Source organism: Streptomyces sp. ERV7 (assembly GCF_001653515.1).
Taxonomy (GTDB): domain Bacteria; phylum Actinomycetota; class Actinomycetes; order Streptomycetales; family Streptomycetaceae; genus Streptomyces.
Genome location: NZ_LYOY01000040.1, coordinates 1,261,750 through 1,283,828 on the forward strand (window position 1 = coordinate 1,261,750; position 22,079 = coordinate 1,283,828).

The 22,079-nt window shown below is 69.8% G+C and carries 20 protein-coding genes and 3 pseudogenes; 13 read left to right on the plus strand and 10 right to left on the minus strand.

Annotated features, from left to right (window positions below; all coding sequences use genetic code 11):
- Positions 1-10 precede the first annotated feature (10 nt).
- Complete coding sequence (locus tag A8W25_RS20335; protein WP_067163420.1) at positions 11-1,603, minus strand: acyl-CoA carboxylase subunit beta; 1,593 nt, start codon at positions 1,601-1,603, stop codon at positions 11-13.
- Between the two features lie 136 nt (positions 1,604-1,739).
- On the opposite strand from A8W25_RS20335, the gene A8W25_RS20340 reads away from it, so the two are divergent.
- From A8W25_RS20340 to hutH, 5 genes and pseudogenes are all read left to right on the plus strand, one after another.
- A complete protein-coding gene (locus A8W25_RS20340) occupies positions 1,740-2,600 on the plus strand; it encodes a biotin--[acetyl-CoA-carboxylase] ligase (RefSeq protein WP_067163422.1) in 861 nt (286 codons plus the stop codon).
- A gap of 171 nt (positions 2,601-2,771) precedes the next feature.
- Complete coding sequence (locus A8W25_RS20345) at positions 2,772-3,929, plus strand: adenylate/guanylate cyclase domain-containing protein (protein ID WP_067163423.1); 1,158 nt, start codon at positions 2,772-2,774, stop codon at positions 3,927-3,929.
- Positions 3,930-4,068: 139 nt separating this feature from the next.
- Positions 4,069-4,869 carry an enoyl-CoA hydratase/isomerase family protein gene (locus A8W25_RS20350; protein WP_067163425.1) on the plus strand — a complete coding sequence of 267 codons (801 nt, stop codon included), beginning with the start codon at positions 4,069-4,071 and terminating at the stop codon, positions 4,867-4,869.
- A gap of 88 nt (positions 4,870-4,957) precedes the next feature.
- A pseudogene (locus A8W25_RS20355) lies at positions 4,958-5,902 on the plus strand (diguanylate cyclase domain-containing protein); the annotation flags it as partial.
- A gap of 185 nt (positions 5,903-6,087) precedes the next feature.
- A complete protein-coding gene (hutH, locus tag A8W25_RS20360) occupies positions 6,088-7,629 on the plus strand; it encodes a histidine ammonia-lyase (protein WP_067163426.1) in 1,542 nt (513 codons plus the stop codon).
- A gap of 66 nt (positions 7,630-7,695) precedes the next feature.
- Here the strand turns inward: hutH and A8W25_RS20365 are convergent, their stop codons facing one another.
- On the minus strand, positions 7,696-7,971 hold the full coding sequence (locus tag A8W25_RS20365; RefSeq protein ID WP_067163428.1) for a hypothetical protein: 276 nt from the start codon (positions 7,969-7,971) through the stop codon (positions 7,696-7,698).
- Positions 7,972-8,080: 109 nt separating this feature from the next.
- Here A8W25_RS20365 and A8W25_RS20370 point away from each other — a divergent pair, with 109 nt between their 5' ends.
- The 4 genes from A8W25_RS20370 to A8W25_RS20385 all read left to right on the plus strand — a co-directional run bounded on the left by A8W25_RS20370 (position 8,081) and on the right by A8W25_RS20385 (position 12,111).
- Entirely contained in the window at positions 8,081-8,431 is a 351-nt protein-coding gene (locus tag A8W25_RS20370) for a hypothetical protein (protein ID WP_067163430.1), read from the plus strand.
- Between the two features lie 123 nt (positions 8,432-8,554).
- Positions 8,555-9,820, plus strand: a complete 1,266-nt coding sequence (locus A8W25_RS20375) for a L,D-transpeptidase (RefSeq protein WP_067163432.1) — start codon at positions 8,555-8,557, stop codon at positions 9,818-9,820.
- A 119-nt stretch (positions 9,821-9,939) separates the two neighbouring features.
- On the plus strand, positions 9,940-11,373 hold the full coding sequence (locus tag A8W25_RS20380; RefSeq protein WP_067163434.1) for an ABC transporter permease: 1,434 nt from the start codon (positions 9,940-9,942) through the stop codon (positions 11,371-11,373).
- 51 nt (positions 11,374-11,424) lie between these two features.
- A complete protein-coding gene (locus tag A8W25_RS20385; protein ID WP_067163436.1) occupies positions 11,425-12,111 on the plus strand; it encodes an ABC transporter ATP-binding protein in 687 nt (228 codons plus the stop codon).
- A gap of 9 nt (positions 12,112-12,120) precedes the next feature.
- On the opposite strand, the gene A8W25_RS20390 is transcribed toward A8W25_RS20385, so the two are convergent.
- The gene (locus tag A8W25_RS20390; RefSeq protein WP_067163438.1) at positions 12,121-13,023 is read right to left on the minus strand and encodes a helix-turn-helix domain-containing protein; all 903 of its coding nucleotides are present in this window, start codon (positions 13,021-13,023) and stop codon (positions 12,121-12,123) included.
- A gap of 163 nt (positions 13,024-13,186) precedes the next feature.
- Here A8W25_RS20390 and A8W25_RS20395 point away from each other — a divergent pair, with 163 nt between their 5' ends.
- Entirely contained in the window at positions 13,187-14,224 is a 1,038-nt protein-coding gene (locus A8W25_RS20395; RefSeq protein ID WP_067163439.1) for an NAD(P)-dependent alcohol dehydrogenase, read from the plus strand.
- 161 nt (positions 14,225-14,385) lie between these two features.
- Positions 14,386-14,742 (plus strand): DUF1330 domain-containing protein, encoded by a 357-nt coding sequence (locus tag A8W25_RS20400; RefSeq protein WP_067163441.1) that lies wholly within the window; start codon positions 14,386-14,388, stop codon positions 14,740-14,742.
- A gap of 367 nt (positions 14,743-15,109) precedes the next feature.
- Here A8W25_RS20400 and A8W25_RS20405 read toward each other — a convergent pair.
- Positions 15,110-15,406: pseudogene (locus A8W25_RS20405) on the minus strand (hypothetical protein); the annotation flags it as partial.
- A gap of 201 nt (positions 15,407-15,607) precedes the next feature.
- On the opposite strand from A8W25_RS20405, the gene A8W25_RS20410 reads away from it, so the two are divergent.
- A complete protein-coding gene (locus tag A8W25_RS20410) occupies positions 15,608-16,777 on the plus strand; it encodes an AAA family ATPase (RefSeq protein WP_067163444.1) in 1,170 nt (389 codons plus the stop codon).
- Positions 16,778-16,801: 24 nt separating this feature from the next.
- On the opposite strand, the gene A8W25_RS20415 is transcribed toward A8W25_RS20410, so the two are convergent.
- The 5 genes and pseudogenes from A8W25_RS20415 to A8W25_RS33545 all read right to left on the minus strand — a co-directional run.
- Positions 16,802-17,017, minus strand: a complete 216-nt coding sequence (locus A8W25_RS20415; RefSeq protein ID WP_067163446.1) for a hypothetical protein — start codon at positions 17,015-17,017, stop codon at positions 16,802-16,804.
- A gap of 76 nt (positions 17,018-17,093) precedes the next feature.
- On the minus strand, positions 17,094-17,945 hold the full coding sequence (locus tag A8W25_RS20420) for a helix-turn-helix domain-containing protein (RefSeq protein WP_067163448.1): 852 nt from the start codon (positions 17,943-17,945) through the stop codon (positions 17,094-17,096).
- Positions 17,929-18,456, minus strand: a complete 528-nt coding sequence (locus A8W25_RS20425; protein WP_067163450.1) for a DUF6879 family protein — start codon at positions 18,454-18,456, stop codon at positions 17,929-17,931. The genes A8W25_RS20420 and A8W25_RS20425 overlap by 17 nt, the downstream gene beginning before the upstream one ends.
- A complete protein-coding gene (locus A8W25_RS32655; RefSeq protein WP_079126199.1) occupies positions 18,440-18,649 on the minus strand; it encodes a hypothetical protein in 210 nt (69 codons plus the stop codon). Before A8W25_RS32655 ends, A8W25_RS20425 begins: the two co-directional genes overlap by 17 nt.
- A gap of 159 nt (positions 18,650-18,808) precedes the next feature.
- Positions 18,809-18,907: pseudogene (locus A8W25_RS33545) on the minus strand (peptide-methionine (S)-S-oxide reductase); the annotation flags it as partial.
- Positions 18,908-18,954: 47 nt separating this feature from the next.
- Here A8W25_RS33545 and A8W25_RS20430 point away from each other — a divergent pair.
- A complete protein-coding gene (locus tag A8W25_RS20430) occupies positions 18,955-20,430 on the plus strand; it encodes a recombinase family protein (RefSeq protein ID WP_067163451.1) in 1,476 nt (491 codons plus the stop codon).
- A gap of 441 nt (positions 20,431-20,871) precedes the next feature.
- Here the strand turns inward: A8W25_RS20430 and A8W25_RS34075 are convergent, their stop codons facing one another.
- The gene (locus A8W25_RS34075; RefSeq protein WP_158942629.1) at positions 20,872-22,008 is read right to left on the minus strand and encodes a hypothetical protein; all 1,137 of its coding nucleotides are present in this window, start codon (positions 22,006-22,008) and stop codon (positions 20,872-20,874) included.
- Positions 22,009-22,079: the final 71 nt, after the last annotated feature.

A 22,079-nucleotide genomic window follows, 5' to 3' on the forward strand; every position in this document is an offset into this window, starting at 1 on the left:
CCTTCGGGGCCTAGAGGGGGATGTTGCCGTGCTTCTTCGGAGGAAGGCTTTCCCGCTTCGTGCGCAGCTGACGCAGGCCCCGCACCACGTGCGCACGGGTTTCGGACGGCATGATCACGGCGTCCACGTAGCCGCGCTCGGCCGCGATGTACGGGTTGAGGAGCGTGTCCTCGTACTCCGAGATCAGCTGGGCGCGGGTGGCTTCCTGGTCGTCGGCGGCGGCGATGGTGCGGCGGTGCAGGATGTTCACCGCGCCCTGCGCGCCCATCACCGCGATCTGCGCGGTCGGCCAGGCCACGTTGAGGTCGGCGCCCAGGTGCTTGGAGCCCATGACGTCGTACGCGCCGCCGAAGGCCTTGCGGGTGATGACCGTGATCAGCGGGACGGTCGCCTCGGCGTACGCGTAGATCAGCTTGGCGCCGCGCCGGATGATGCCGCCGTACTCCTGGTCCACGCCCGGCAGGAAGCCCGGCACGTCCACGAAGGTGATCACCGGCACGTTGAAGGCGTCGCAGGTGCGCACGAAGCGCGCGGCCTTCTCGGAGGCGTTGATGTCCAGACACCCGGCGAACTGCATCGGCTGGTTGGCGACGATGCCGACCGGGAAGCCCTCGACGCGGCCGAAGCCGGTGATGATGTTCGGCGCGAACAGCGCCTGGGTCTCCAGGAACTCGCCGTCGTCGAGGACGTGCTCGATGGCCGTGTGCATGTCGTACGGCTGGTTCGCGGAGTCCGGGATGAGCGTGTCCAGCTCCCGGTCGGAGTCGGAGACCTCCAGGTCGGCCTCCTCGGGGAAGGCCGGGGCCTCGCTCAGGTTGTTCGAAGGCAGGTACGACAGCAGCGACTTGACGTACTCGATGGCGTCCTTCTCGTCGCCCGCCATGTGGTGCGCCACGCCCGAGGTGGTGTTGTGGGTGCGCGCGCCGCCCAGCTCCTCGAAGCCGACGTCCTCGCCGGTGACCGTCTTGATGACATCGGGTCCGGTGATGAACATGTGCGAGGTCTGGTCGACCATCACCGTGAAGTCGGTGATGGCGGGGGAGTAGACCGCGCCGCCCGCACAGGGGCCGACGATCAGCGAGATCTGCGGGACCACGCCCGAGGCGTGCACATTGCGGCGGAAGATCTCGGCGAACAGGCCGAGCGCGACCACACCCTCCTGGATACGGGCGCCGCCGCCGTCGTTGATGCCGATGACCGGGCAGCCGGTCTTCAGCGCGAAGTCCATGACCTTGACGATCTTCTCGCCGTAGACCTCGCCGAGCGAGCCGCCGAAGATGGTGAAGTCCTGGGAGTAGACGCAGACCGGGCGCCCGTCGACGGTGCCGTAGCCGGTGACGACACCGTCTCCGTAGGGGCGGTTCTTCTCGATCCCGAAGTTGGTCGAGCGGTGCCGGGCGAACTCGTCGAGCTCGACGAAGGACCCCTCGTCGAGCAGCAGGTCGACCCGCTCACGCGCGGTCAACTTGCCCTTGGCGTGCTGCTTTTCCACAGCGCGCTCGGAGCCGGCGTGCGTCGCCTCCCCGATGCGGCGCTGCAGATCCGCGAGCTTGCCCGCGGTCGTGTGGATGTCAGTCACTTCTTGCTGCTCCGGCTCGGACATCGGGATGCGGCTCCCTGCCTGGTCACGGGTTTTCGGCTGGCTACTGACTCGTAGGGTAGTGGCGCGCATACCGTTCGGCAGTGCGTCGTTTGCCACACCGGGGTGCGCTTGCGCCCACGCGCCTAACCTGGCTCGTATGACGCCCCAGGACGCATCCGAAAGCCGCTGGTCCGACCTCGACCGGCCTCCTCTGAACGCCTCCGCCCTGCGCCACGCCCTGGTGCGGCCGGGCGCGCTGTGGACCTCCCTGGACGTGGTCCAGGCGACGGGCTCCACCAACTCCGACCTGACCGCCCGGGCCAAGGAGCTCCCCGAGGGCGCGGTCCTGGTCGCAGAGGAGCAGACCGCCGGGCGCGGCCGCCTCGACCGCAGCTGGTCGGCGCCGGCCCGCTCGGGCCTCTTCTTCTCCGTGCTGCTGCGGCCCGGCGCGGGCGTCCCGGTGGACCGCTGGGGCTGGCTGCCGCTGCTCACCGGCGTGGCGGTGGCCACCGGCCTGTCCCGTGCCGCGGGCGTCGACACGGCGCTGAAGTGGCCCAACGACCTGCTGGTGAAGGTCGGCGGGGAGGAGCGCAAGGCGGGCGGGATCCTGGCCGAGCGGGCGGGCGAGGACGCGGTGGTGGTCGGCATCGGCCTCAACGTCAGCCTGCGCGCCGACGAACTCCCGGTGCCCGCCGCCGGGTCGCTGCTGCTGGCCGACGCGGTCTCCACCGACCGCGAGACGCTGCTGCGGGCCGTCCTGCGCTCCCTGGAGCAGTGGTACGTGGACTGGCGCGAGACGGGTGGCGACCCGGCGGCGTCCCGGCTCCAGGAGACGTACGCGGCGGGCTGCGCCACGCTCGGCCGTTCCGTGCGCGCCGAGCTCCCGGGCGACCGCGCCCTGACCGGCGAGGCGGTCGCGGTGGACGCGGACGGGCGGCTCGTGCTCGCCACGGAGGGCGGCGGACGCGAGCCCGTGGCGGCGGGCGACATCGTCCACCTGCGGCCGGCGGCGGGCTGACGCGGAGCACACCGGGCTCCTTCGCGCACCTTCTCTCGCCCACCGCGCCGCCTTCGAGTGACAAGGCAACGGGTGCGAGGACGTGAGCTACGGCACACCTGCCGTATCGTGGAGCCCGATCCAGCGACAGATCGGCAGGTAAGTGCGCAGGGAACGGGCAGGAGGCGGCTGGTGACCGTCGACGACACGCAGTCCGGCGAGGGTGGCGGTCCCCCCTCCGAGCCGGGGCCCTCCGCCTACCCGACCCCGCACCACGTCGTGGACCACACCGCCGAACCCACCGCCGATCCGCTCGCCATCCGGCTCGAACAGCTGATCCTGGGCGCGGACCGGCGGTACACGCCGTTCCAGGCCGCCCGGACCGCGGGCGTGTCCATGGAGCTGGCCTCGCGGTTCTGGCGGGCCATGGGGTTCGCGGACATCGGGCAGGCCAAGGCGCTCACCGAGGCGGATGTGCTGGCGCTGCGCCGCCTCGCCGGTCTGGTCGAGGCGGGGCTGCTCAGCGAGCCCATGGCGGTCCAGGTCGCCCGCTCCACCGGGCAGACCACCGCCCGGCTGGCCGAATGGCAGATCGATTCCTTCCTGGAGGGTCTGACCGAGCCGCCCGAGCCCGGGATGACCCGCACGGAGGTCACATACCCGCTGGTCGAGCTGCTCCTGCCGGAGCTGGAGGAGTTCCTCGTCTATGTGTGGCGGCGCCAGCTGGCCGCCGCGACCGGGCGGGTGGTGCAGGCCGCCGACGACGAGGAGATGGTCGACCGCCGGCTCGCCGTCGGCTTCGCGGACCTCGTCGGGTTCACGCGGCTCACCCGGCGGCTTGAGGAGGAGGAGCTCGGCGAGCTCGTCGAGGCCTTCGAGACGACCGCCGCCGACCTGGTGGCCGCGCACGGCGGCCGCCTCATCAAGACCCTCGGCGACGAGGTCCTGTTCGCCGCCGACGACGCGGGTACGGCGGCCGAGATATCGCTCCGGCTGATCGAGACCATGGGCCACGACGAGACGATGCCGGCGCTGCGCGTGGGCATCGCGTTCGGGACGGTCACCACCCGGATGGGCGATGTCTTCGGCACGACCGTGAACCTGGCCAGCAGGCTCACCTCGATAGCGCCCAAGGACTCGGTCCTGGTGGACGGCGCGTTCGCGGAGGAGCTGGCGCGCACCGGCGACGCGCCGGTCTCCGAGACCCAGGCGGCGGAGGAGGCCGCGAAGGCGGAGAAGGAGGGCGAGGAGCCCCCCAAGTACCGCTTCGCGCTCCAGCCGATGTGGCAGCGGCCGGTGCGGGGCCTCGGCGTGGTCGAGCCCTGGATGCTGCACCGCAGGGGCGCGTAGGCGCTTCGCCGGAGGCATCGCCGTTCGGCCGCGGGCCGTCCTGGGCCGGCCGCGCGGTTCCCCGTGCCCCTTACGGGGCGCTGACGTGCCTGCCTAAGATCCCGACGTAACGTTCGTTAACGTCGTCGGGAGGGTTCTCATGGGCACGGATGAGCAGCGGTACGGGGAGTTCGTGGGCGTGCGGCGGCACGGGCACGTGGCCGAGCTGGTGCTGGACCGGCCCAAGGCGATGAACGCCGTCTCCAGCGAGATGGCCCGCTCGATCGCCGCCGCGTGCGACGCGCTGGCGGCCGATCCGCAGGTCCGCGCGACCGTGCTGACCTCCACCCACGAGCGGGCCTTCTGCGTGGGCGCCGACCTCAAGGAGCGCAACTCCTTCACCGACGCCGAGCTGGTGCGCCAGCGCCCCACCGCGCGGGCCTGCTACACCGGCGTCCTCGATCTGCCCATGCCGACCGTGGCCGCGGTGCACGGCTTCGCGCTCGGCGGCGGGTTCGAGCTGGCGCTCGCCTGCGACCTGATCGTGGCGGACGCGACGGCCGTCGTCGGTCTGCCCGAGGTCTCCGTCGGCGTCATCCCCGGCGGCGGCGGTACGCAGCTGCTGCCCCGGCGCGTGGGCGCGGCCCGGGCCGCCGAACTGGTCTTCACCGCACGGCGGGTGGAGGCGGCGGAGGCCCGCGAGCTGAACCTGGTCGACGTGCTCGTGGACGCGGGCGAGGACCGTACCCAGGCGCTGGCGCTGGCCGGGCGGATCGCGGCGAACTCACCGGTCGGGCTGCGCGCGGCCAAGCGGGCGATGCGCCTGGGGCACGGCCTCGACCTGCGGGCGGGCCTGGAGGTCGAGGACGCGGCGTGGCGGTCGGTGGCGTTCTCGGGGGACCGGGCGGAGGGCGTCGCGGCGTTCAACGAGAAGCGGAAGCCCCAGTGGCCCGGCGAGTGACGGTCCGCACCGCCCGCCGCGTACGTTCTTGATCGAATTGGCCCAGCCAAACTGATCGAACTCGGGCAAACCTCCCTAAACTGGAGGGATGCGCGGTGAGGGCGAGGGTGGCGGCGGGACCGAGGACGCACGGCTGCGGGCCGTGGTGTCGCTGGCGCAGGCCATGGCGGCGGCCCACACCCCGCGCGAGTCCTGGCGGGCGGCGGCGCTCGGCGCGCGGGACGCGCTCGCCGGGAACTTCGCCGCTCTCTCCACGTGGGAGCGGGAGCTGGGGCGGCTGCGGGTCCTGGTGAACTCGGGCGAACGGGCCGAGGGGGAGGAGGAGTTCCCCGAGGACGAGACGTATCCGGTGCACCAGTTTCCCGAGATCACCGAGTTCCTGCACGAGCGGTGGGCCGGCGGCGGCGAGCCCAACGCCTGGGTGGAGACGGCCTCCGCCGGGCCCGGGGACGCCGCCGGCTACTGCCACGAGCGGGTCACCGCCCTGCGCCGGCGCGGGCGCGGCTGCTGTGTGGTCGCGCCGATCGTGCTGCACGGACGGGCGTGGGGCGAGCTGTATGTGGCCCGGCCGGTGGGCGCGCCCGTCTTCGACGCGTCCGACGCGGACTTCGCCACGGTGCTGGCGTCGGTGGCGGCGGCCGGGATCGCCCAGACGGAACGTCTGGAGGAGGTCCGCCGCCTCGCGTTCACCGATCCGCTGACCGGCCTCGCCAACCGGCGCGCGGTGGACGTGCGTCTGGACGAGGCGGTCGAGGCGCACCGGCGGGACGCGGTGGTGGTGAGCCTGGTCGTCTGCGACCTGAACGGGCTGAAGCGGGTGAACGACACGCGGGGCCACGCGGTGGGGGACCGGCTGCTGGAGCGCTTCGGCTCGGTGCTGTCCCTGTGCGGGGCGATGCTGCCGGGGGCGCTGGCCGCGCGGCTCGGCGGCGACGAGTTCTGTCTGCTCGCGGTGGGGCCGGCGGCGGACGAGGTGGTCGCCGTGGCGTCCGAACTGTGCCTGCGGGCAGGGGAGTTGGAGCTGGGGGAGGGGGGGCGCGGGGAACTGCGCGGCCAGCCCCCACCGGAGCCGCGGATAAATCAAGGGGTCCGGGGGCAGCGCCCCCGGCAGTGGGCCCCGGCCCGCTACCCGGCCGCCCGCCAGAGGGCTTACGGGAAGGGGCGGGGCGGGGGCTAGTGACACATGGCGATTCAATACGTACGCTGCTGAATATGGATATGCACACTGTCGTGGTGGGGACGTCCGGGACGACCCCGGAGGACGTCGTCGCCGTCGCCCGTCAGGGCGCCCGGATCGAGCTCTCGGCCGAAGCCCTCGACGCCCTCGCCAGAGCCCGCGAGATCGTCGACGCCCTCGCCGCCAAGCCGGAGCCGGTGTACGGCGTCTCCACCGGCTTCGGCGCCCTCGCCAGCCGGCACATCAGCCCGGACCTGCGCGCCCAGCTCCAGCGCAACATCGTGCGCTCGCACGCCGCCGGCATGGGCCCGCGCGTGGAGCGCGAGGTCGTGCGCGCGCTGATGTTCCTGCGGCTGAAGACCGTCGCCTCGGGGCACACCGGCGTACGCCCGTCCGTCGCCCAGACCATGGTGGACATCCTCAACGCGGGCATCACCCCCGTCGTCCACGAGTACGGCTCGCTCGGCTGCTCCGGCGACCTCGCGCCGCTCTCGCACTGTGCCATGACCCTGATGGGCGAGGGTGAGGCGGAGGGCCCCGACGGCGTCGTGCGGCCCGCCGGCGAGCTGCTCGCCGAGGCCGGTATCGAGCCCGTCGTGCTGCGCGAGAAGGAGGGCCTGGCCCTCCTCAACGGCACCGACGGCATGCTCGGCATGCTGGTCATGGCCCTCGCGGACCTGAAGAAGCTCTACACCTCCGCCGACATCACGGCCGCCCTCTCCCTGGAGGCGCTGCTCGGCACGGCCAAGGTGCTCGCCCCGGAGCTGCACGCGATCCGCCCACACCCCGGCCAGGGCGTCTCCGCCGCCAACATGCTGGCCGTGCTGAAGGGGTCGGGTCTGACCGGGCACTTCCAGCAGGACGAGGCCCCGCGCGTGCAGGACGCGTACTCGGTGCGCTGCGCCCCGCAGGTCGCCGGCGCCGGCCGCGACACCCTCGCGTACGCCCTGACCGTCGCCGAGCGCGAGCTCGCCTCGGCCGTCGACAACCCGGTCGTCCTGCCGGACGGACGCGTCGAGTCCAACGGCAACTTCCACGGTGCCCCGGTCGCGTACGTCCTGGACTTCCTCGCGATCGCCGCCGCCGACCTCGGCTCGATCGCCGAGCGCCGCACCGACCGGCTGCTCGACAAGAACCGCTCGCACGGCCTGCCGCCGTTCCTCGCGGACGACGCCGGTGTCGACTCGGGTCTGATGATCGCCCAGTACACGCAGGCCGCCCTGGTGAGCGAGATGAAGCGGCTGGCCGTCCCGGCGTCCGTCGACTCGATCCCCTCCTCCGCCATGCAGGAGGACCACGTCTCCATGGGCTGGTCGGCCGCCCGCAAGCTGCGGACCGCGATCGACAACCTGACCCGGATCATCGCCGTCGAGCTGTACGCGGCGACCCGCGGCATCGAGCTGCGCCACGGCCTCACCCCCGCGCCCGCCTCCCAGGCCGCCATCAAGGCCGCCCGGGAAGCCGGTGTCGGCGGCCCCGGCCCGGACCGCTTCCTCGCCCCCGACCTGGCCGCCGCCGACGCCTTCGTGCGCAGCGGTGAGCTGGTCGCGGCCGTGGAGCCGGTCACCGGTCCGCTGGCCTGACAGCCGGGCCGTACGTGTGAAGGGGCGCCCGGGAACTTCCCGGGCGCCCCTTCACGTACGCGTACTTCAGTACTGCTGCCGCGCCCGCCGCACCGAGAAGGCGACGAACCCGGCACCCAGGCCCAGGAAGGCCGTGCCGCCGAAGAGGTACGGGGACTTGTCCACGGTGCCCGTGTCGGCGAGGGCGAGATCGCCCTGTGAGCCCGGGGCCGCGGCCGTCGAGTGGCCCGGGTTCGACTGTGGCTTCCCGTCCGTGGCGTTGGCGGACGGGACGAACCACAGAGCACAGAGCAGCGAGCCTGCCGCGGTGGCGGTGAGCAGAGGCCGGCGAGCGACGGACACCTAGTCGATCCCCCTTGTGGATACGGCGAATTGGTGGTGTCCGCCGATGCTAGTGAAAGCAGCGGGTCGCAGGAAAGTCGCGGAGGTCGCGAGCCCTACGCTCCGACGCATGACGACTGAAGAGACACCACGCTATGTCCGTCTCCGGGTGGATTTGGTACTGGAGATCGACGACCCGCAGGCGCTGACGGGCGCAGCTCTGGAGCGCATCACGGCGGACGAGCTCCTTCCGGACCAAGAACGCGCGCATGCCGAGTCCGCCGTAAGGGAAGACGAGGCGGAGGCCCTGGCGTATCTGGTCGATCCCTTCGACCTGGTCGCCCAGGTGCCGGGGGTCGAGCTCGCACAGGCCTCTTGGAGCAGCGAGGAGATCGAGTACGACCCCGACGACGAGGACTGGGACCTCGACGAGGAAGATGAGGACGACGAGGAGGACGGAGTCGACGGCCCGAGGCCGTGACGTCCGAGGAGCCGCAGGGCCGGTTTGTCCGGCCCGGGTGGCGTTTCCCACATCTCCTCCGGAAAAGGAACCACAGCCTCAGTAGCTATGTTGTTCAGTCGATGGCTTGGGGAACCGGCAACGATGGAGAAGCGTGTGATAACGGAGAGTAAGCGGCGCAAGGGTCTCGTGGCCGCGTCCGCGGTGCTCGGCGGCGTACTGCTGCTGTCGGCCTGCAACGACGACGGCAAGGACAAGGGCGGCGCCGACGCCTCGAAGACGTCGCAGTCCCAGGTCGACAAGGCGGCCGAGAAGGACACCTCCGACGCGAAGATCACCATCACGCCCAAGAACGGCGCCGACAACGTCGGCATCAACAACGACACCAAGGTCTCCGTCGCCGACGGCAAGCTGACCTCGGTCGTCATGACCTCGGCCGAGGGCACGCCGGTCGCGGGCAAGATCTCCGCGGACGGGCTGAGCTGGGTGCCGGACAAGGCGCTGAAGCGCTCCGCCAAGTACAAGATCACGGCGACCGCGCAGGACGCGAAGGGCCGCGAGGCCCACGAGAACGCCTCGTTCGCGACGGTCTCGCCCGCCAACAGCTTCATCGGCAACTTCACGCCCGAGTCCGGCTCCACGGTCGGCGTGGGCATGCCCGTGTCGGTGACCTTCGACAAGGCGATCGCCAACAAGAAGGACGTCCAGTCCCACATCACGGTGACGTCCAGCAGCGGCCAGGAGGTCGTGGGCCACTGGTTCGGCGCGCAGCGCCTGGACTTCCGCCCGCAGGACTACTGGAAGTCCGGCTCGACCGTCACCATGAAGCTCGACCTGGACGGCGTCGAGGGCAAGCCGGGTGTCACCGGCGTGCAGGAGAAGACGGTCACCTTCAAGATCGGCCGCAACCAGGTCTCCACGGTGGACGCCAAGACCCACCAGATGACCGTCACCCAGGACGGCAGGACCGTCAAGACGATCCCGATCTCGGCGGGCGCGCCCGACCACAAGACGTACAACGGCACCATGGTGATCTCCGAGAAGTTCAAGGAGACCCGGATGAACGGCGCCACCGTCGGCTTCACCGACGGCGACGGCAAGGGCGAGTACGACATCAAGGACGTCCCGCACGCGATGCGGCTCTCCGCCTCCGGCACCTTCATCCACGGCAACTACTGGGGCGCCAAGTCCATCTTCGGCAGCGCCAACACCAGCCACGGCTGCGTCGGTCTGTCCGACACCAAGGGCGCGGGCGACTCGGGCACCTCGGGTGCCTGGTTCTACGACCACTCGATCGTGGGTGACGTGGTCGTCGTCAAGAACACCGGCGACAAGACCATCACGCCCGACAACGGCTTCAGCGACTGGAACATGAGCTGGGCGGCCTGGAAGGCCGGTTCGGCGGTCTGATCCCGTACGGTCCGCGCGAAGCGGCCGCGCCCGGTTCTCCGGGCGCGGCCGTTCGCGTTCTCATGGCGTTCTCATCGCGGCCTCAACCCACCATCACCGCACCCGCCTAGCTTCGCGCCATGTTCTTCACCTACCTCCGGCGCGAGCTGCGCCGCCGCAGAAAGGCGGCGCTGGTCGTCGCCTCGGGCCTCGCCCTCGGCATCGCGCTGGTCATCGTGGTCAGCTCGGTGTCGACCGGGATGACCCGGGCGCAGGGCAAGGTCCTGCAGTCGCTGTACGGGCTCGGCACCGATATGACGGTCACCAAGGCCGCGGCCCCGCCCGGCGGTTCGCAGGAGGGCCGGCCGCGCTTCCGGTTCGACGCCAAGGGCAGCGGGGACGGCACGAGCCAGTCCGGCGACCGGGTGATGGTGCAGGGCTTCCAGACCCTCGCGTCGTCCACCGTCGACCAGGTCGGCAGGCAGAGCGGGGTGGCGGACGCGGTCGGCGGCCTCAACCTGACCGTGCTGAAGGTCGACGGGGAGTTCACCCGGGGCGAGTTCAAGCAGTACCGCGGGCAGCGGCGCGCCCAGGGCGGCGGGGGCGGCCCGCAGGGCGAGGTGCAGGGCGGCGGCGCCTCCTTCGACGTCAACTCCTTCACCGTGTACGGCACGGACGTCGCCAAGCAGCGGCTCGGCCCGCTCTCCTCCTCCAAGATCACCGCGGGCCGTACCTTCCGCGGCGACGAGGGCGCCGCCAAGGTCGCCGTCCTCGACAGCGCGTACGCCAAGGAGAAGAAGCTGGCCACCGGCGGCGACATCACCGTCTCCGGCGCCAAGTACACGGTCATCGGCCTCGCCACGGCCGACAGCGGGGAGGCCGCCGCCAACGTCTATCTGCCGCTCGCACAGGCGCAGGCACTCGCCGGCGCCAAGGGCAAGATCACCACGGTCTACGTCAAGGCCGCCGACTCGCAGCGGATCGCCACGGTGAAGTCCGCCATCCAGAAGAACGTCTCCGGGACCACCGTGACCACCTCGGCCGATCTCGCCGACACCGTCTCCGGCTCCCTGTCCACCGCCGCCGACCTCGCCTCCAGCGTCGGCAAGTGGCTCTCCATCGCCGTGCTCGCCGCCGCCTTCCTGGTGGCCGGGCTGCTCACCTCGTCGGCGGTCAGCCGCCGGGTGCGGGAGTTCGGCACGCTCAAGGCGCTCGGCTGGAAGAGCGGCCGGGTCACCCGCCAGGTCGTCGGAGAAGCCCTGGTCAACGGTCTGATGGGCGGCATCCTGGGCATCGGCCTCGGCCTGGCGGGCGCCTATACGGTGACCGCGATCAGCCCGACGCTCACCGCGAAGCTGGGCGGTGGCGGTGGCGGCTTCGGCGGGGGCGGCGGTGGCTTCGGGCGCCGCACCACGGCCAAGGCCGTCGACATCGCGCTCACCGCGCCGGTCTCCCTCACCACCATCGGCCTCGCCGTCGCCCTGGCCGTCGCGGGCGGCCTCGTCGCGGGCGCCTTCGGCGGCTGGCGCGCCTCCCGGCTGGGCCCGGCCGACGCGCTGCGCCGCGTCGCCTAGCCGCCGCGCACCGCTCACTCACGTACGTACGAAAGGAACCGACCCCGAGCCATGTATCAACTCAGCGGCGTCACCAAGCGGTACCGGCGGGGCAAGGACACGATCGACGCGCTCGCCGGAGTCGACCTGACCATCGAGGACGGCGGGCGCCTGGTCATCCAGGGCCCCACCGGCGGCGGCAAGTCCACCCTGCTCCAGATGCTCGGCGGCCTCGACCGGCCCACCGGAGGCAGCGTCGTCCTGGACGGCGTCGACCTGGCGAGCCTGCCGGAGGCACGGCTCACCAAGGTGCGCGCCGAGTCCATCGGCTTCGTCTTCCAGAGCTTCAACCTGATCCCGACCCTCACCGCCCAGGAGAACGTCGAGACCGCCCTCGTCCCGCTCGGGCTCTCGGCCGCCGACCGGCGCGAGCGCGCCGCCGACGCGCTGGCCTCGGTGGGCCTCGGCGAGCGCCTGGGCCATCTGCCCGGCGAGCTGTCCGGCGGTCAGCAGCAGCGCGTCGCCATCGCCCGCGCGGTCGTCAAGCGCCCCAAGGTGCTGCTCGCCGACGAGCCCACCGGCAACCTCGACGAGGGCATGCGCGACGAGATCATGGAGGTCCTGGAGGACCTGTGGAAGGAGCACCAGCTGACCTTCGTCATGGTCACCCACGACACCGCGCTGGCCCGCCGCGCCCCGCGCATCGCCGTCATCCGCAAGGGGAAGGTGACGATCACCGAGAACGTGTCGGCGGCGTGACCCGGGCCGCTACTGGGAGCGCGTCGGCGGGGTGACGGGAGCCGGGCGGCCGCCGGGACCGGAGGGGTCCGGGGCGGCCGCCCAGCTCGCCAGCAGCCGCAGCGAGTCCGCCGACGGCGAGCCCGGCTCCGCGTAGTACGTCACCAGCGACAGATCGTGCTCCTCGGGCAGCTTCAGCGTCTCGTACGACAGCGTCAGCTCGCCCACCACCGGGTGGTGCAGCCGCTTGGTGCCGTGGCCCTTCTGGCGGACGGTGTGGGCGGCCCACAGCGTACGGAACTCATCGCTCTTGACCGACAGTTCGCCCACCAGCGCGGTGAGCAGCGGGTCGTCCGGGTAGCAGCCCGCGCACAGCCGCAGCACGCCCACCACCTCGGCCGCCTTGTCCTCCCACTCCAGATACCGCTCGCGGGCGGTCGGGTCGAGGAAGATGTGGCGGGCGAAGTTGCGCTCCTCCGCCGGGAGCGAGACGAAGTCGCCGATCAGCGCGGCGGCCATCCGGTTCCAGGCCAGCAGGTCGAGCCGACGGCCCAGGAGGTACGCCGGGACCGCCTCCATCGAGTCGATCAGATGCCGCAGCTGCGGCCGCACCGCCGCCTGCCGGGAGAGCCCGGCCTTCTTCTTCTTGGTCGCCGTCGGCTTCGCCAGATGCGTCAGATGCTGCTGCTCGGCGTCGGTCAGCCGCAGCGCCCGCGCGATCGCGTCGAGCACCTCGGCCGACACGTTCTGCCCGTTCCCCTGTTCGAGCCGGGTGTAGTACGCGACCGACACCCCGGCGAGCTGGGCCAGCTCCTCCCGGCGCAGCCCCGGCACCCGGCGGTGCCGCCCGAAGTCGGGCAGGCCCACGTCGCCGGGCTTGAGCCGGGCCCGGCGGGAGCGGAGGAATTCGCTGAGTTCAACACGCTGGTCCATGACATCCAAGTATCCGCCGTCGTACGACCGCGAGCCTGACCCTGCCAGTAGTACGCACAGGGGACGTACGTACGGCGGACGTACGAAGAGCAGGGGGCTGGGTGACCGGCGGCGGCTGCGGCACCGTGGACGGCGTACCCGAGAATCCCGAGGAGTCAAGGCAATGACCACCGTCGCCGCCTACGCCGCCCCCGCCGCCAAGGCCCCGCTGGAGCGCACCACCATCGAGCGCCGCGCCGTCGGCACGCACGACATCCTGATCGAGATCAAGTACGCCGGCATCTGCCACTCCGACATCCACCAGGCCCGCGAGGGCTGGGGCGAGGCCATCTTCCCGATGGTCCCGGGCCACGAGATCGCCGGTGTGATCACCGAGGTCGGCGCCGGCGTCACCCAGTACGCCGTCGGCGACCGGGTCGGCGTGGGCTGCTTCGTCGACTCCTGCGGTGAGTGCGCGCAGTGCGCGGCCGGGCAGGAGCAGTTCTGCGCCCAGGCCGTCGGCACGTACAACGCCGTCGGGCGCGACGGCGAGCCCACCTACGGCGGCTACTCCACCCACGTCGTCGTCAGCGAGCGCTTCGCCGTCCGCATCCCCGACAGCCTCTCGCTCGACGTGGCCGCGCCGCTGCTGTGCGCGGGGATCACCCTCTACTCGCCGCTCAAGCGCTGGCAGGCGGGCCCCGGCAAGAAGGTCGCGATCCTGGGCCTCGGCGGGCTCGGCCACATGGGCGTCAAGATCGCGGACGCGCTCGGCGCCGAGGTGACCGTGCTCAGCCAGACCCTGCGCAAGCAGGAGGACGGCGTGAAGCTGGGCGCCGACCACTTCCACGCCACCAGCGACCCGGAGACCTTCTCGAAGCTCGCGGGCTCCCTCGACCTGATCGTCTCGACGGTCTCGGCCCCGCTGGACCTCGGCGCCTACCTCTCGCTCCTGAAGCCGGGCGGCGCCCTGGTGAACGTGGGCGCCCCCGAGGAGCCGAACGCGCTCAACATGTTCGGCCTCATCGGCGGCAACAAGATCCTGGCCGGTTCGATGATCGGCGGCATCGCGGAGACCCAGGAGATGCTGGACTTCTGCGCCGAGCACGGCCTGGGCGCGGAGATCGAGCTGATCCGCGCGGACCAGGTGAACGAGGCGTACGAGCGGGTACTGGCGAGCGATGTGCGGTACCGGTTCGTGATCGACGCGGCGACGATCTGAGCCGTCGGCCGGGGCCGGGGCGGTCGATTACCCCAGGGGTAATCGACCGCCCCGGCCGTCCCCGGCAGGATCAAGGCATCCGCTCGGAAACGCCGAACGGAAGCACCGTGCGGAAGCGCCGATCGGGCGCACCGCTCGGGATCACTGACCGGGAGTCCGTCATGACCGCATACGCCATAGCCCACCTGCGCCCGACCGACGGCCCCGTCCCCGAGGAGGTCTTCGTCTACATGGAGCGCATCCAGGAGACCTTCGCTCCCTTCGGCGGCCACTTCCTGGTCCACGGAACGACGGTGGAGGTACGGGAGGGCACCTGGCCGGGAGCCCTGGTCATGGTCGGCTTCCCGAGCATGCGGGAGGCGCGCTCCTGGTACGACTCGGCCCCCTACCAGTCCCTGCTCCCCCTCCGCACGAACCACATCCCCGGCGACCTGATCCTGGTGGACGGCGTCCCCCCGAACTACGACCCGGCAAAGACAGCGGCGAACTACCGGGAGGCACAGGGCGCGGGGGAGTGACGTCGTGCGGCTGCGCCGGGTGGGCGCGACGGGCGGGTTGCCTGAGGGGCGCGGGGCTGTGACGTTGTGCGGCTCCGCCGGGTGGGCGCGACGGGCGAGTTACCTAAGGGGCGCGGGGAACTGCGCGACCAGCCACGTACGGTCCGCGGATCGACCGGGGTTTTAGGGGCGCGGGGAACTGCGCGACAAGCCCCCACGGGCCCGCAGATGGACACCGGGCAAGAAGGGGCGCGGGGAACTGCGCGACCAGCCCCCACCGGCCCGCAGCCGAAGAACCCGCAGCCCCGGAGGGCCCCGCTCAGCCGCAGGCACCCGCGCCCGAATCGCCGCCCCACGGCCACCGATACGGCGAATCCAACCGATACGTCGGTCGCCGCGAGCCCGGTGCCCGTACGAAGAGCAGGGCCATCAGCCACGTACCGCAGAGGCCCGCGGCGACCGACACCGTGCGCACCCCGAACGCCGCCATCAGCCAGGGCGTCAGCAGGCTGTAGTTGGCGGTGTGCGCGCCGCCGTACCAGGACAGGTTGTACGCCGAGCCCGGGTGCCGGGCGGCGAAGCCGGCCCAGGCGAGCTGGGCCGCGAGGTCGCCGCCACCGGTCGCGAGGAACAGCGCCCACACCGCGTACAGCGGAAGGACCGCCAGGGTCACGACCGCCGGCACGCGCCACTGCGGCCGCAGCCACCTTCCGCGCGGTGGCGAGGCGGCTGAGTCCCTGCTCGTATCGGCCCGCAGGACCTGGCTGATGCCCACCGGCCCACCCTACGGGCGGCCACTGACACGGTCACTGACACAGCCACTGGCACGCCCGTGGCCATCTCCCTCCAGGGGCGATTGTCAGACCCCTTCCCTACGCTCGAAGGCATGATCACCACACTCGCCGTCGAGAACTACCGGTCCCTGCGGCACCTCGTCGTGCGCCTCGACCGCCTCAACGTGGTGACGGGCGCCAACGGCACCGGGAAATCGTCGCTCTACCGCGCGCTGCGGCTGCTCGCGGACTCCGCGCGCGGGGGCGCGGTCGCCGCCCTCGCGCGCGAGGGCGGACTGCCGTCGACGCTGTGGGCGGGCCCGGAGAAGACGGGCCGCGCGGTCCGCGAGGGCCTGCGCCCGCTCCAGGGCACGGTGCGCGCCGAACCGGTGAGCCTGCGGCTCGGATTCGCGGGGGACGAGTTCGGTTACGCGGTCGACTTCGGGCACCCCGGGGGCGCGGCGGGCGCCCCCGCCTCGCTCTTCACGCTCGACCCGGAGATCAAACGCGAGGCGATCTGGAGCGGCGCGGTGCTGCGCCCGGCCTCGGTGCTCTCCGAGCGCTCCGGCCCGGCGGTGAAGGTGCGCGCGGCGGACGGCACTTGGCACCGCTCGTCGGGCGGGATCAGGCCGTACGACTCGATGCTGGGCGAGCTCGCGGACCCGCAGCGGGCGCCGGACGTACTGGCGGTGCGCGAGCAGATCCGCGCCTGGCGCTTCTACGACCACGTCCGCACCGACGCGCACGCGCCCGCGCGGGGCACGCACCTCGGCACCCGCACCCCGGTCCTGAGCGGAGACGGCGCCGACCTCGCCGCCGCGCTCCAGACGATCCGGGAGATCGGGGACCGGGAGGCGCTGGACGAGGCGGTGGACGCGGCGTTCCCCGGCAGCCGGGTGGAGATCGACCCGGTCGGCGGCCGCCTCGAACTGCGCCTGCGCCAGCACGGGTTGCTGCGCCCCCTGACGGCGGCGGAACTCTCCGACGGCACCCTGCGCTATCTGCTCTGGGCAGCAGCCCTCCTCACGCCCCGCCCTCCGGCCCTGATGGTCCTGAACGAGCCGGAAACCAGCCTCCACCCGGACCTCCTGCTCCCCTTGGCCGACCTGATCCGCAAGGCGACGACCCACACCCAGCTGGTGGTGGTCACCCACGCCCGCCCCCTGGCCGAGGCCCTGTCGCGCCGGGCGAACGTCATAGAACTGGTCAAGGAGTTCGGTCAGACGGTGGTGGAGGGGCAGGGGGTACTGGATGAGCCGCTCTGGTATTGGCCGAAGCGGTGAGGGAGGCCGGCCGGTGCCGTCGGCTCAGGGCGCCCCGGCCGCGACGGCCTCCGCGATCCGCACGGCCACGTGCGCCGGGACCATACCGACGTCCACCCAGGGCGTACCCCGGCCACTCACGGCGGGCCGCAGCCGAACCGTCTGCCCCTCGGGCACCCCGAGCCCCTCAAGCGCCAACTTCAGCGCCTCAGCGGCTTCCTGAGCCCGCTCCCAGCCACCGCGCCATTCCCGCATCTCCATCAGTGGGCCGCCTTTCTTCCGCCATCTTCTCCGACGGGCAATGTTCCGCCCGGGCCTGACGGAATTCCAGACTCATTCACGTGATGGACTGAAGACCATCGCGAAAAGCCGCCGCCCATACCCGCAGCAGCTCCCTGGCGGCATCGCCGAACAGGGCCCGCTCCTCGTATCCGGCGAACTCGTCGAGGTAGGCCCTGATGTCCCGTGCGTCCCGGAAGACTATCGATCCAGTGGTCAGTTCGGTCGTGACCATCCTGTCGTCGTAGATGGTGAACGTGTTCAAGGGCAGCCCTGGCGTACGCGTACCGACGGGAATGATCCCCATTCGCACGTTCGGCAGCTGGGCGAGTGAAGCGAGTTGGTCGATCTGTACGGCCATGGCATGGGCCCCGACGAGAGGGAACCGTACGGCTTGTTCGGTCAGGATGAACGTAAAGCGTTTCGACGCGTCGTAGAGGATCTGCTGGCGTTCCAGTTTCCCCGCGACGGCCTTGCTGGTATCGGCTGGTGAATGGGCCAGGCTGGCCCGGACGTATTCCGGGGTGGCGAGCAGGCCGGTGATCAGCGACAGCAGGAAATACCGCATGTGCCTGGAGGAGGATTCCAGCGCTTTCAACTCCGCCTGGCGGCTCCCCAGCCCGGTGCGTCGCAGGTTCCGCAGGTTCCGCCATTCGGTGTTCGCGAGCCGGGCCAGGGACATGACCCGTTCGACTGCTTCCGGTGGAGCGCCGACGCCTCTCAGGTACTGCTCCACGTCCACGATGGACGGCCGCACCCTGGCGTTCTCGATGCGGCTCACCTTGGACTGGGATACGTTCATACGCCTGGCGAGCCGCTCCCCGGAGAGACCTGCCGCTTTGCGCAGTCCCTTCAGCGTGGCCGCCAATTCCTCAGGGAACTGGCCAAGCTGTTCAGCCTCGAACGTCACCGCTCACGTACTCCGAGAAGGGCACCGACTCGCTTACCGCGATCCGCTGGAACTCGATGAACGGCGCGGGATCACCCTCGTACAGTTCGCGATTGATCTGTCCGCCGTCCGGCCGGTAGTTCATCAGGACGACCGTGGAGCGGTCGAAAAGCCAGAAGTCCTGGGCGTCGGCCAATGGGTTCGGCCGGTCGGTCACATCGAGGATGCGGATGGTCTCTCCGGCCGCCGAATGGGGCTCGTAGTATCGAGAGAACTCGAACCTCAGATAGTCGGTGAGCGGGCGAGTCAGGATACGGACACGTCCGTTCGCCCTGCCTTCAGCGCACTGCCTCTTGATCCGGTCGGTGTAGCCGGACCTGTAGGACCGAAGGTCGATGCGTTTACCTTCGTCGAACGCTCGGATCTCTGCCTCTTCCTGTGGCATCAGGTATTGAGGAAGCGTTTCGAGTCGCCAGGCTTCCGCGCGGAAGGAACGGAACATCGCCCGCCACTCCTCACCATCCAAGAGCACGCACGGCCTCCCGCAATACCTCTTCCGGGATCTCGACAAGACCTTCCCCGAGCGGTGGTGTGAACGCTCGCGAAAGCTCGCCCTGGACGACGATGGAGCCGGAGGCGGTGCGGTAGACGTTCGGGCAGTCCTCTTCCCCGCAGGGACCACCGTTGCCGTTACCGGTGAGCCGGGTCAATTCCTCACGCGTCATGGCCGAACCCCTCGTGCCGGGGCCCTGTTCGGGCCTGTGCACACGACGGTACGAGGGGCGGGCGCGGCCGTCCATGCACGAACGCGACTATGCACGTCTTGGCATAAACCCGTACCGCACAAAGACGGCGGCCACACTGGATGCGGCCGGTGGGCGCCGTTAGCTGTCCGTGCTGGCGACACCGATGGGGCAGCTCACACCCGTCCCGCCGATCCCGCAGTACCCGCCGGGGTTCTTGTCCAAGTACTGCTGGTGGTACCACTGCTTCAAAGGCAGCATTACCTGCTGAAGGAGCACCCAACCTCATGGACGACTCCGAGTTAGTACCCGTGATTTCGTACGCCCGCATCTCGTTCGACGGTGAGAAGGACGAGCACGGCGTAGAGGATCAGCATCGCATCAACGCGCAGACGGCGGCCCGCACTGGCTGCGTGATCGTGGCCGAGCTGACGGACAACGACCTGTCGGCAGCCAAAGCCGACGTCATTCGCGAGGACTTCGAGCTCATGCTGCGGGCGCTGAAGGCCGGCAAGCTCCCGGATGGCAAGGCGGTCCGGGGTGCGATCGTGGTGGCCGACGACAGGCTGGTCCGGCGGGCGGGGGACTACGAGCGGTTCGTGGACGCGATCACGTACGACGACGGCCGGGTCTATGCCGACGCCAAGGGCCGGAAGGACCTGTACAACGAGGACGTCGAGGCGATGGGGCTCTTCGGCGTCGTCATCTCCAAGATGGAGGTCCGCAAGACACAGCGCCGTTTACGCAACAGCCACCGCTCACGTGCTGAGCGCGGAATCCCGGTCGGCGGCACCCGCCCGTTCGGTTGGGAGACGGACAAGCGCACCCGCCACGAGACAGAGGCTCAGCTACTGGCCACTGCCATACAGGACTTCACGCGAGGCAAGTCCTTGACAGCGATCTGTGGCGAGTGGCGGACGGCCGGGGTGAAGACGACTCTTGGGAACGACTGGACACTCCGCTCGCTGAAGCTGACTTTGTGGAACCCACGAGTCTGCGGGTGGCGCACGCACCAGGGCGAGATTCTGCGGAACGAGGACGGCCAGCCGGTCATCGGCCAGTGGGAGCCGATCGTTACGCAGGCGGAGTGGGAAGCGGTGGACGCGATCTTCCAAGCGCGGAAGGGACGAAGGGTCGGCCCGAAGCAGGTGATCGGCGACGTGCTGCCGGAGACGCACGGCCAGGCCCGGCACCTTCTGACGGGCATCCTGCGCTGCGGCCGGGTGTACGACGGCAAGCAGTGCAACACCCCTCTGCGAGTCACCCGCCAGACTCGTTTGTCGGCACACTTGTACGTGTGCCCGTCCAAGGCAGCGGGCGGTTGTGGGGGACTGGGTCGTCGAGGGGACTTGGTGGAGGAGTACATCACCGAGGCCGTGCTGGCGAAGCTGGAGGAGCGCCAGGCCCAGGCACTGGAGGCCGACCCCTGGGACGGTGAGGAGAAGCTGGACCGCCTACTCGCCAAGCGCGCCCGCCTGTCGTCCGAGTGGCAGGACGACGCGGTCAGCGATGACGTGTACTTCCCGCAGCTCAAGCGACTGGAAGCCCGCATCAAGGAATTGCGGGGCGAGCGCGGCCGCCGCGAACTGCTGGCCGCTCGTGCGGACCGGGGCGAGGACGTGCGGGAGCGGTGGGGCGGCCTGCATCTATCACAGAGGCGAGCGTTGCTCTTTGAGTGCCTGCATGCCGTGATAGTGGAGCCTGCGGGAGGTGGACGAAAGCCATTCAACCCAGACCTTCTCAAACCAATCTGGAAAACGTAACCAGAGTGATTGAGTGCCATGTATGAGGAGTGATGGATGATTACTCCGGTCTATACAGGCAGCCCCGGGCTACGGCAGCATCGCGCAGGCGTCTGCCGATCTGCTTTCTTTTTCCCTTCGTAGGTATCATCGTGAAATCAACGGAGGCGTGATCCGGCTGCTGGATCAAGTCGGCATCATCAAGTGCGGCCAACCCCTCGCCGTCTACCTCTTCGACGGATATTCCAAAGGTGCCAACAGACTTCCGTTCTTGCTCCACGGTCCAACGACGAAAAGCTTCTTCGGGGCCGACTCGTTCGCGCATTGTTGAAAGGAGGCATTCGTCTAGTTCGGAAGGCACGAATGCTTCACTGGAGGGGGAGCCGTTGGGAAACTGGCTCGGGTGCACCTGGCGCAGAAGAGTCTCTGAATCCTTGATCCGTGACGCCTTCGGAGGGTTTGTCACTGCATGCTCCCATCTGTCAGGAAGCTAAGTAGCCGACTTTCGTCAAACGCTGACTGGTCCTCTAGCAGGTCGTCAGTGGCAGTGTTGTCGGCGCACAAAAACATCTCGTCGTCTGGTTCAATTGCTGCTGACATTTCCACTTCCCCCCGCTGCCATTCCAGCAGGATTGCCCCCTCGGTGCTGGGTACCAGAGATACGCCAGCGCCGAGTCGGGCGATCTCTGGGATCAGCCTGGCTGCTTTCCCCATCACCTCGCCATCGGGCGCCTTGGAACCAGGGCCCAGCCACCCATCGTGTAGCTCATGGATTCGATGCAATTGGGCGTGAAGTGCTTTCTCTTCGACAGAGCGGATGGCTACAATTTCGGTAATGCGAACCATCGGGGCATTGCGTTGGGTTGGGTCAAGGGTCTCACCGGAAACCCTTACGTCTGGTGCGGTTATTCCGTCAGTGGCCAGGAAATCTTTCGCGGCAGAGGCTAGCCTATAGCTCTTGGGGTCGAGGCGGCAGGTGATTGTGCCGGTATCCGTCTTCAGGCGAAAGCTGAGAGTTGAGCCGTCATATTCGATTACTAGGCCCTCTGCATGTGCCAATTCCGGTGTCGGTGCGATTTCTTCAATCTCGTCGAGGAGCTCCCGCACCGTGTGATCTACGATTGCACGTTTAGATTCCTGCCGAGGGTCACCGAGAACCAGCGTCTCCGAATCTCGAAGGCTTGAACCCACTCGCCGAATTGCGCCCAGGGTGTCGGGCGGGAACTGGATCGCTTGTTGGCGGGGTTCGGTAATGCCTTGGAGTGAATCCGTCAACACGTCTCGCGCCTTGGTGTAGATGGATGACCACTCGCTCCAATCGGCATCTGATACTCTGCCTGGTTGTCGATAAATACGCATTCGAGGCTTGGCGCTTCCACCTGAAATGCTGAGAAGTCGAAGGTCGAATGCTTCGTTAAATCCATTCGGTAGGCGGCGTCGATCTGGATTTTCTTCAAGCCATAGATGTCGCGCCACCTTCAGCACCGCCTCGCGAAAGGTCCCCACCTCGCGGGCTGTGTCGGCAGGCATTCCAGGTGGGTCAAAGCGGTCGCCAGTTAGCAGGAAAAAGGCGAAGTCTTCCTCTTCCTGATCATCCATGATCGACTCCGTCTCCGTTGCGCCCAAGAAGGGGGTGAGCTATCGACTGAAGGTGACGGCACGTCAGGGTG

Bases quoted from the DNA above. Each gene is read 5' to 3' on its own strand.
- A8W25_RS20335 (WP_067163420.1), bottom strand. From the start codon at position 1,603: ATGTCCGAGCCGGAGCAGCAAGAAGTGACTGACATCCACACGACCGCG.
- A8W25_RS20340 (WP_067163422.1), top strand. From the start codon at position 1,740: ATGACGCCCCAGGACGCATCCGAAAGCCGCTGGTCCGACCTCGACCGG.
- A8W25_RS20350 (WP_067163425.1), top strand. From the start codon at position 4,069: ATGGGCACGGATGAGCAGCGGTACGGGGAGTTCGTGGGCGTGCGGCGG.
- hutH (WP_067163426.1), top strand. From the start codon at position 6,088: ATGCACACTGTCGTGGTGGGGACGTCCGGGACGACCCCGGAGGACGTC.
- A8W25_RS20370 (WP_067163430.1), top strand. From the start codon at position 8,081: ATGACGACTGAAGAGACACCACGCTATGTCCGTCTCCGGGTGGATTTG.
- A8W25_RS20375 (WP_067163432.1), top strand. From the start codon at position 8,555: ATGGAGAAGCGTGTGATAACGGAGAGTAAGCGGCGCAAGGGTCTCGTG.
- A8W25_RS20380 (WP_067163434.1), top strand. From the start codon at position 9,940: ATGTTCTTCACCTACCTCCGGCGCGAGCTGCGCCGCCGCAGAAAGGCG.
- A8W25_RS20385 (WP_067163436.1), top strand. From the start codon at position 11,425: ATGTATCAACTCAGCGGCGTCACCAAGCGGTACCGGCGGGGCAAGGAC.
- A8W25_RS20390 (WP_067163438.1), bottom strand. From the start codon at position 13,023: ATGGACCAGCGTGTTGAACTCAGCGAATTCCTCCGCTCCCGCCGGGCC.
- A8W25_RS20395 (WP_067163439.1), top strand. From the start codon at position 13,187: ATGACCACCGTCGCCGCCTACGCCGCCCCCGCCGCCAAGGCCCCGCTG.
- A8W25_RS20400 (WP_067163441.1), top strand. From the start codon at position 14,386: ATGACCGCATACGCCATAGCCCACCTGCGCCCGACCGACGGCCCCGTC.
- A8W25_RS20410 (WP_067163444.1), top strand. From the start codon at position 15,608: ATGATCACCACACTCGCCGTCGAGAACTACCGGTCCCTGCGGCACCTC.
- A8W25_RS20415 (WP_067163446.1), bottom strand. From the start codon at position 17,017: ATGGAGATGCGGGAATGGCGCGGTGGCTGGGAGCGGGCTCAGGAAGCC.
- A8W25_RS32655 (WP_079126199.1), bottom strand. From the start codon at position 18,649: ATGACGCGTGAGGAATTGACCCGGCTCACCGGTAACGGCAACGGTGGT.
- A8W25_RS20430 (WP_067163451.1), top strand. From the start codon at position 18,955: ATGGACGACTCCGAGTTAGTACCCGTGATTTCGTACGCCCGCATCTCG.
- A8W25_RS34075 (WP_158942629.1), bottom strand. From the start codon at position 22,008: ATGGATGATCAGGAAGAGGAAGACTTCGCCTTTTTCCTGCTAACTGGC.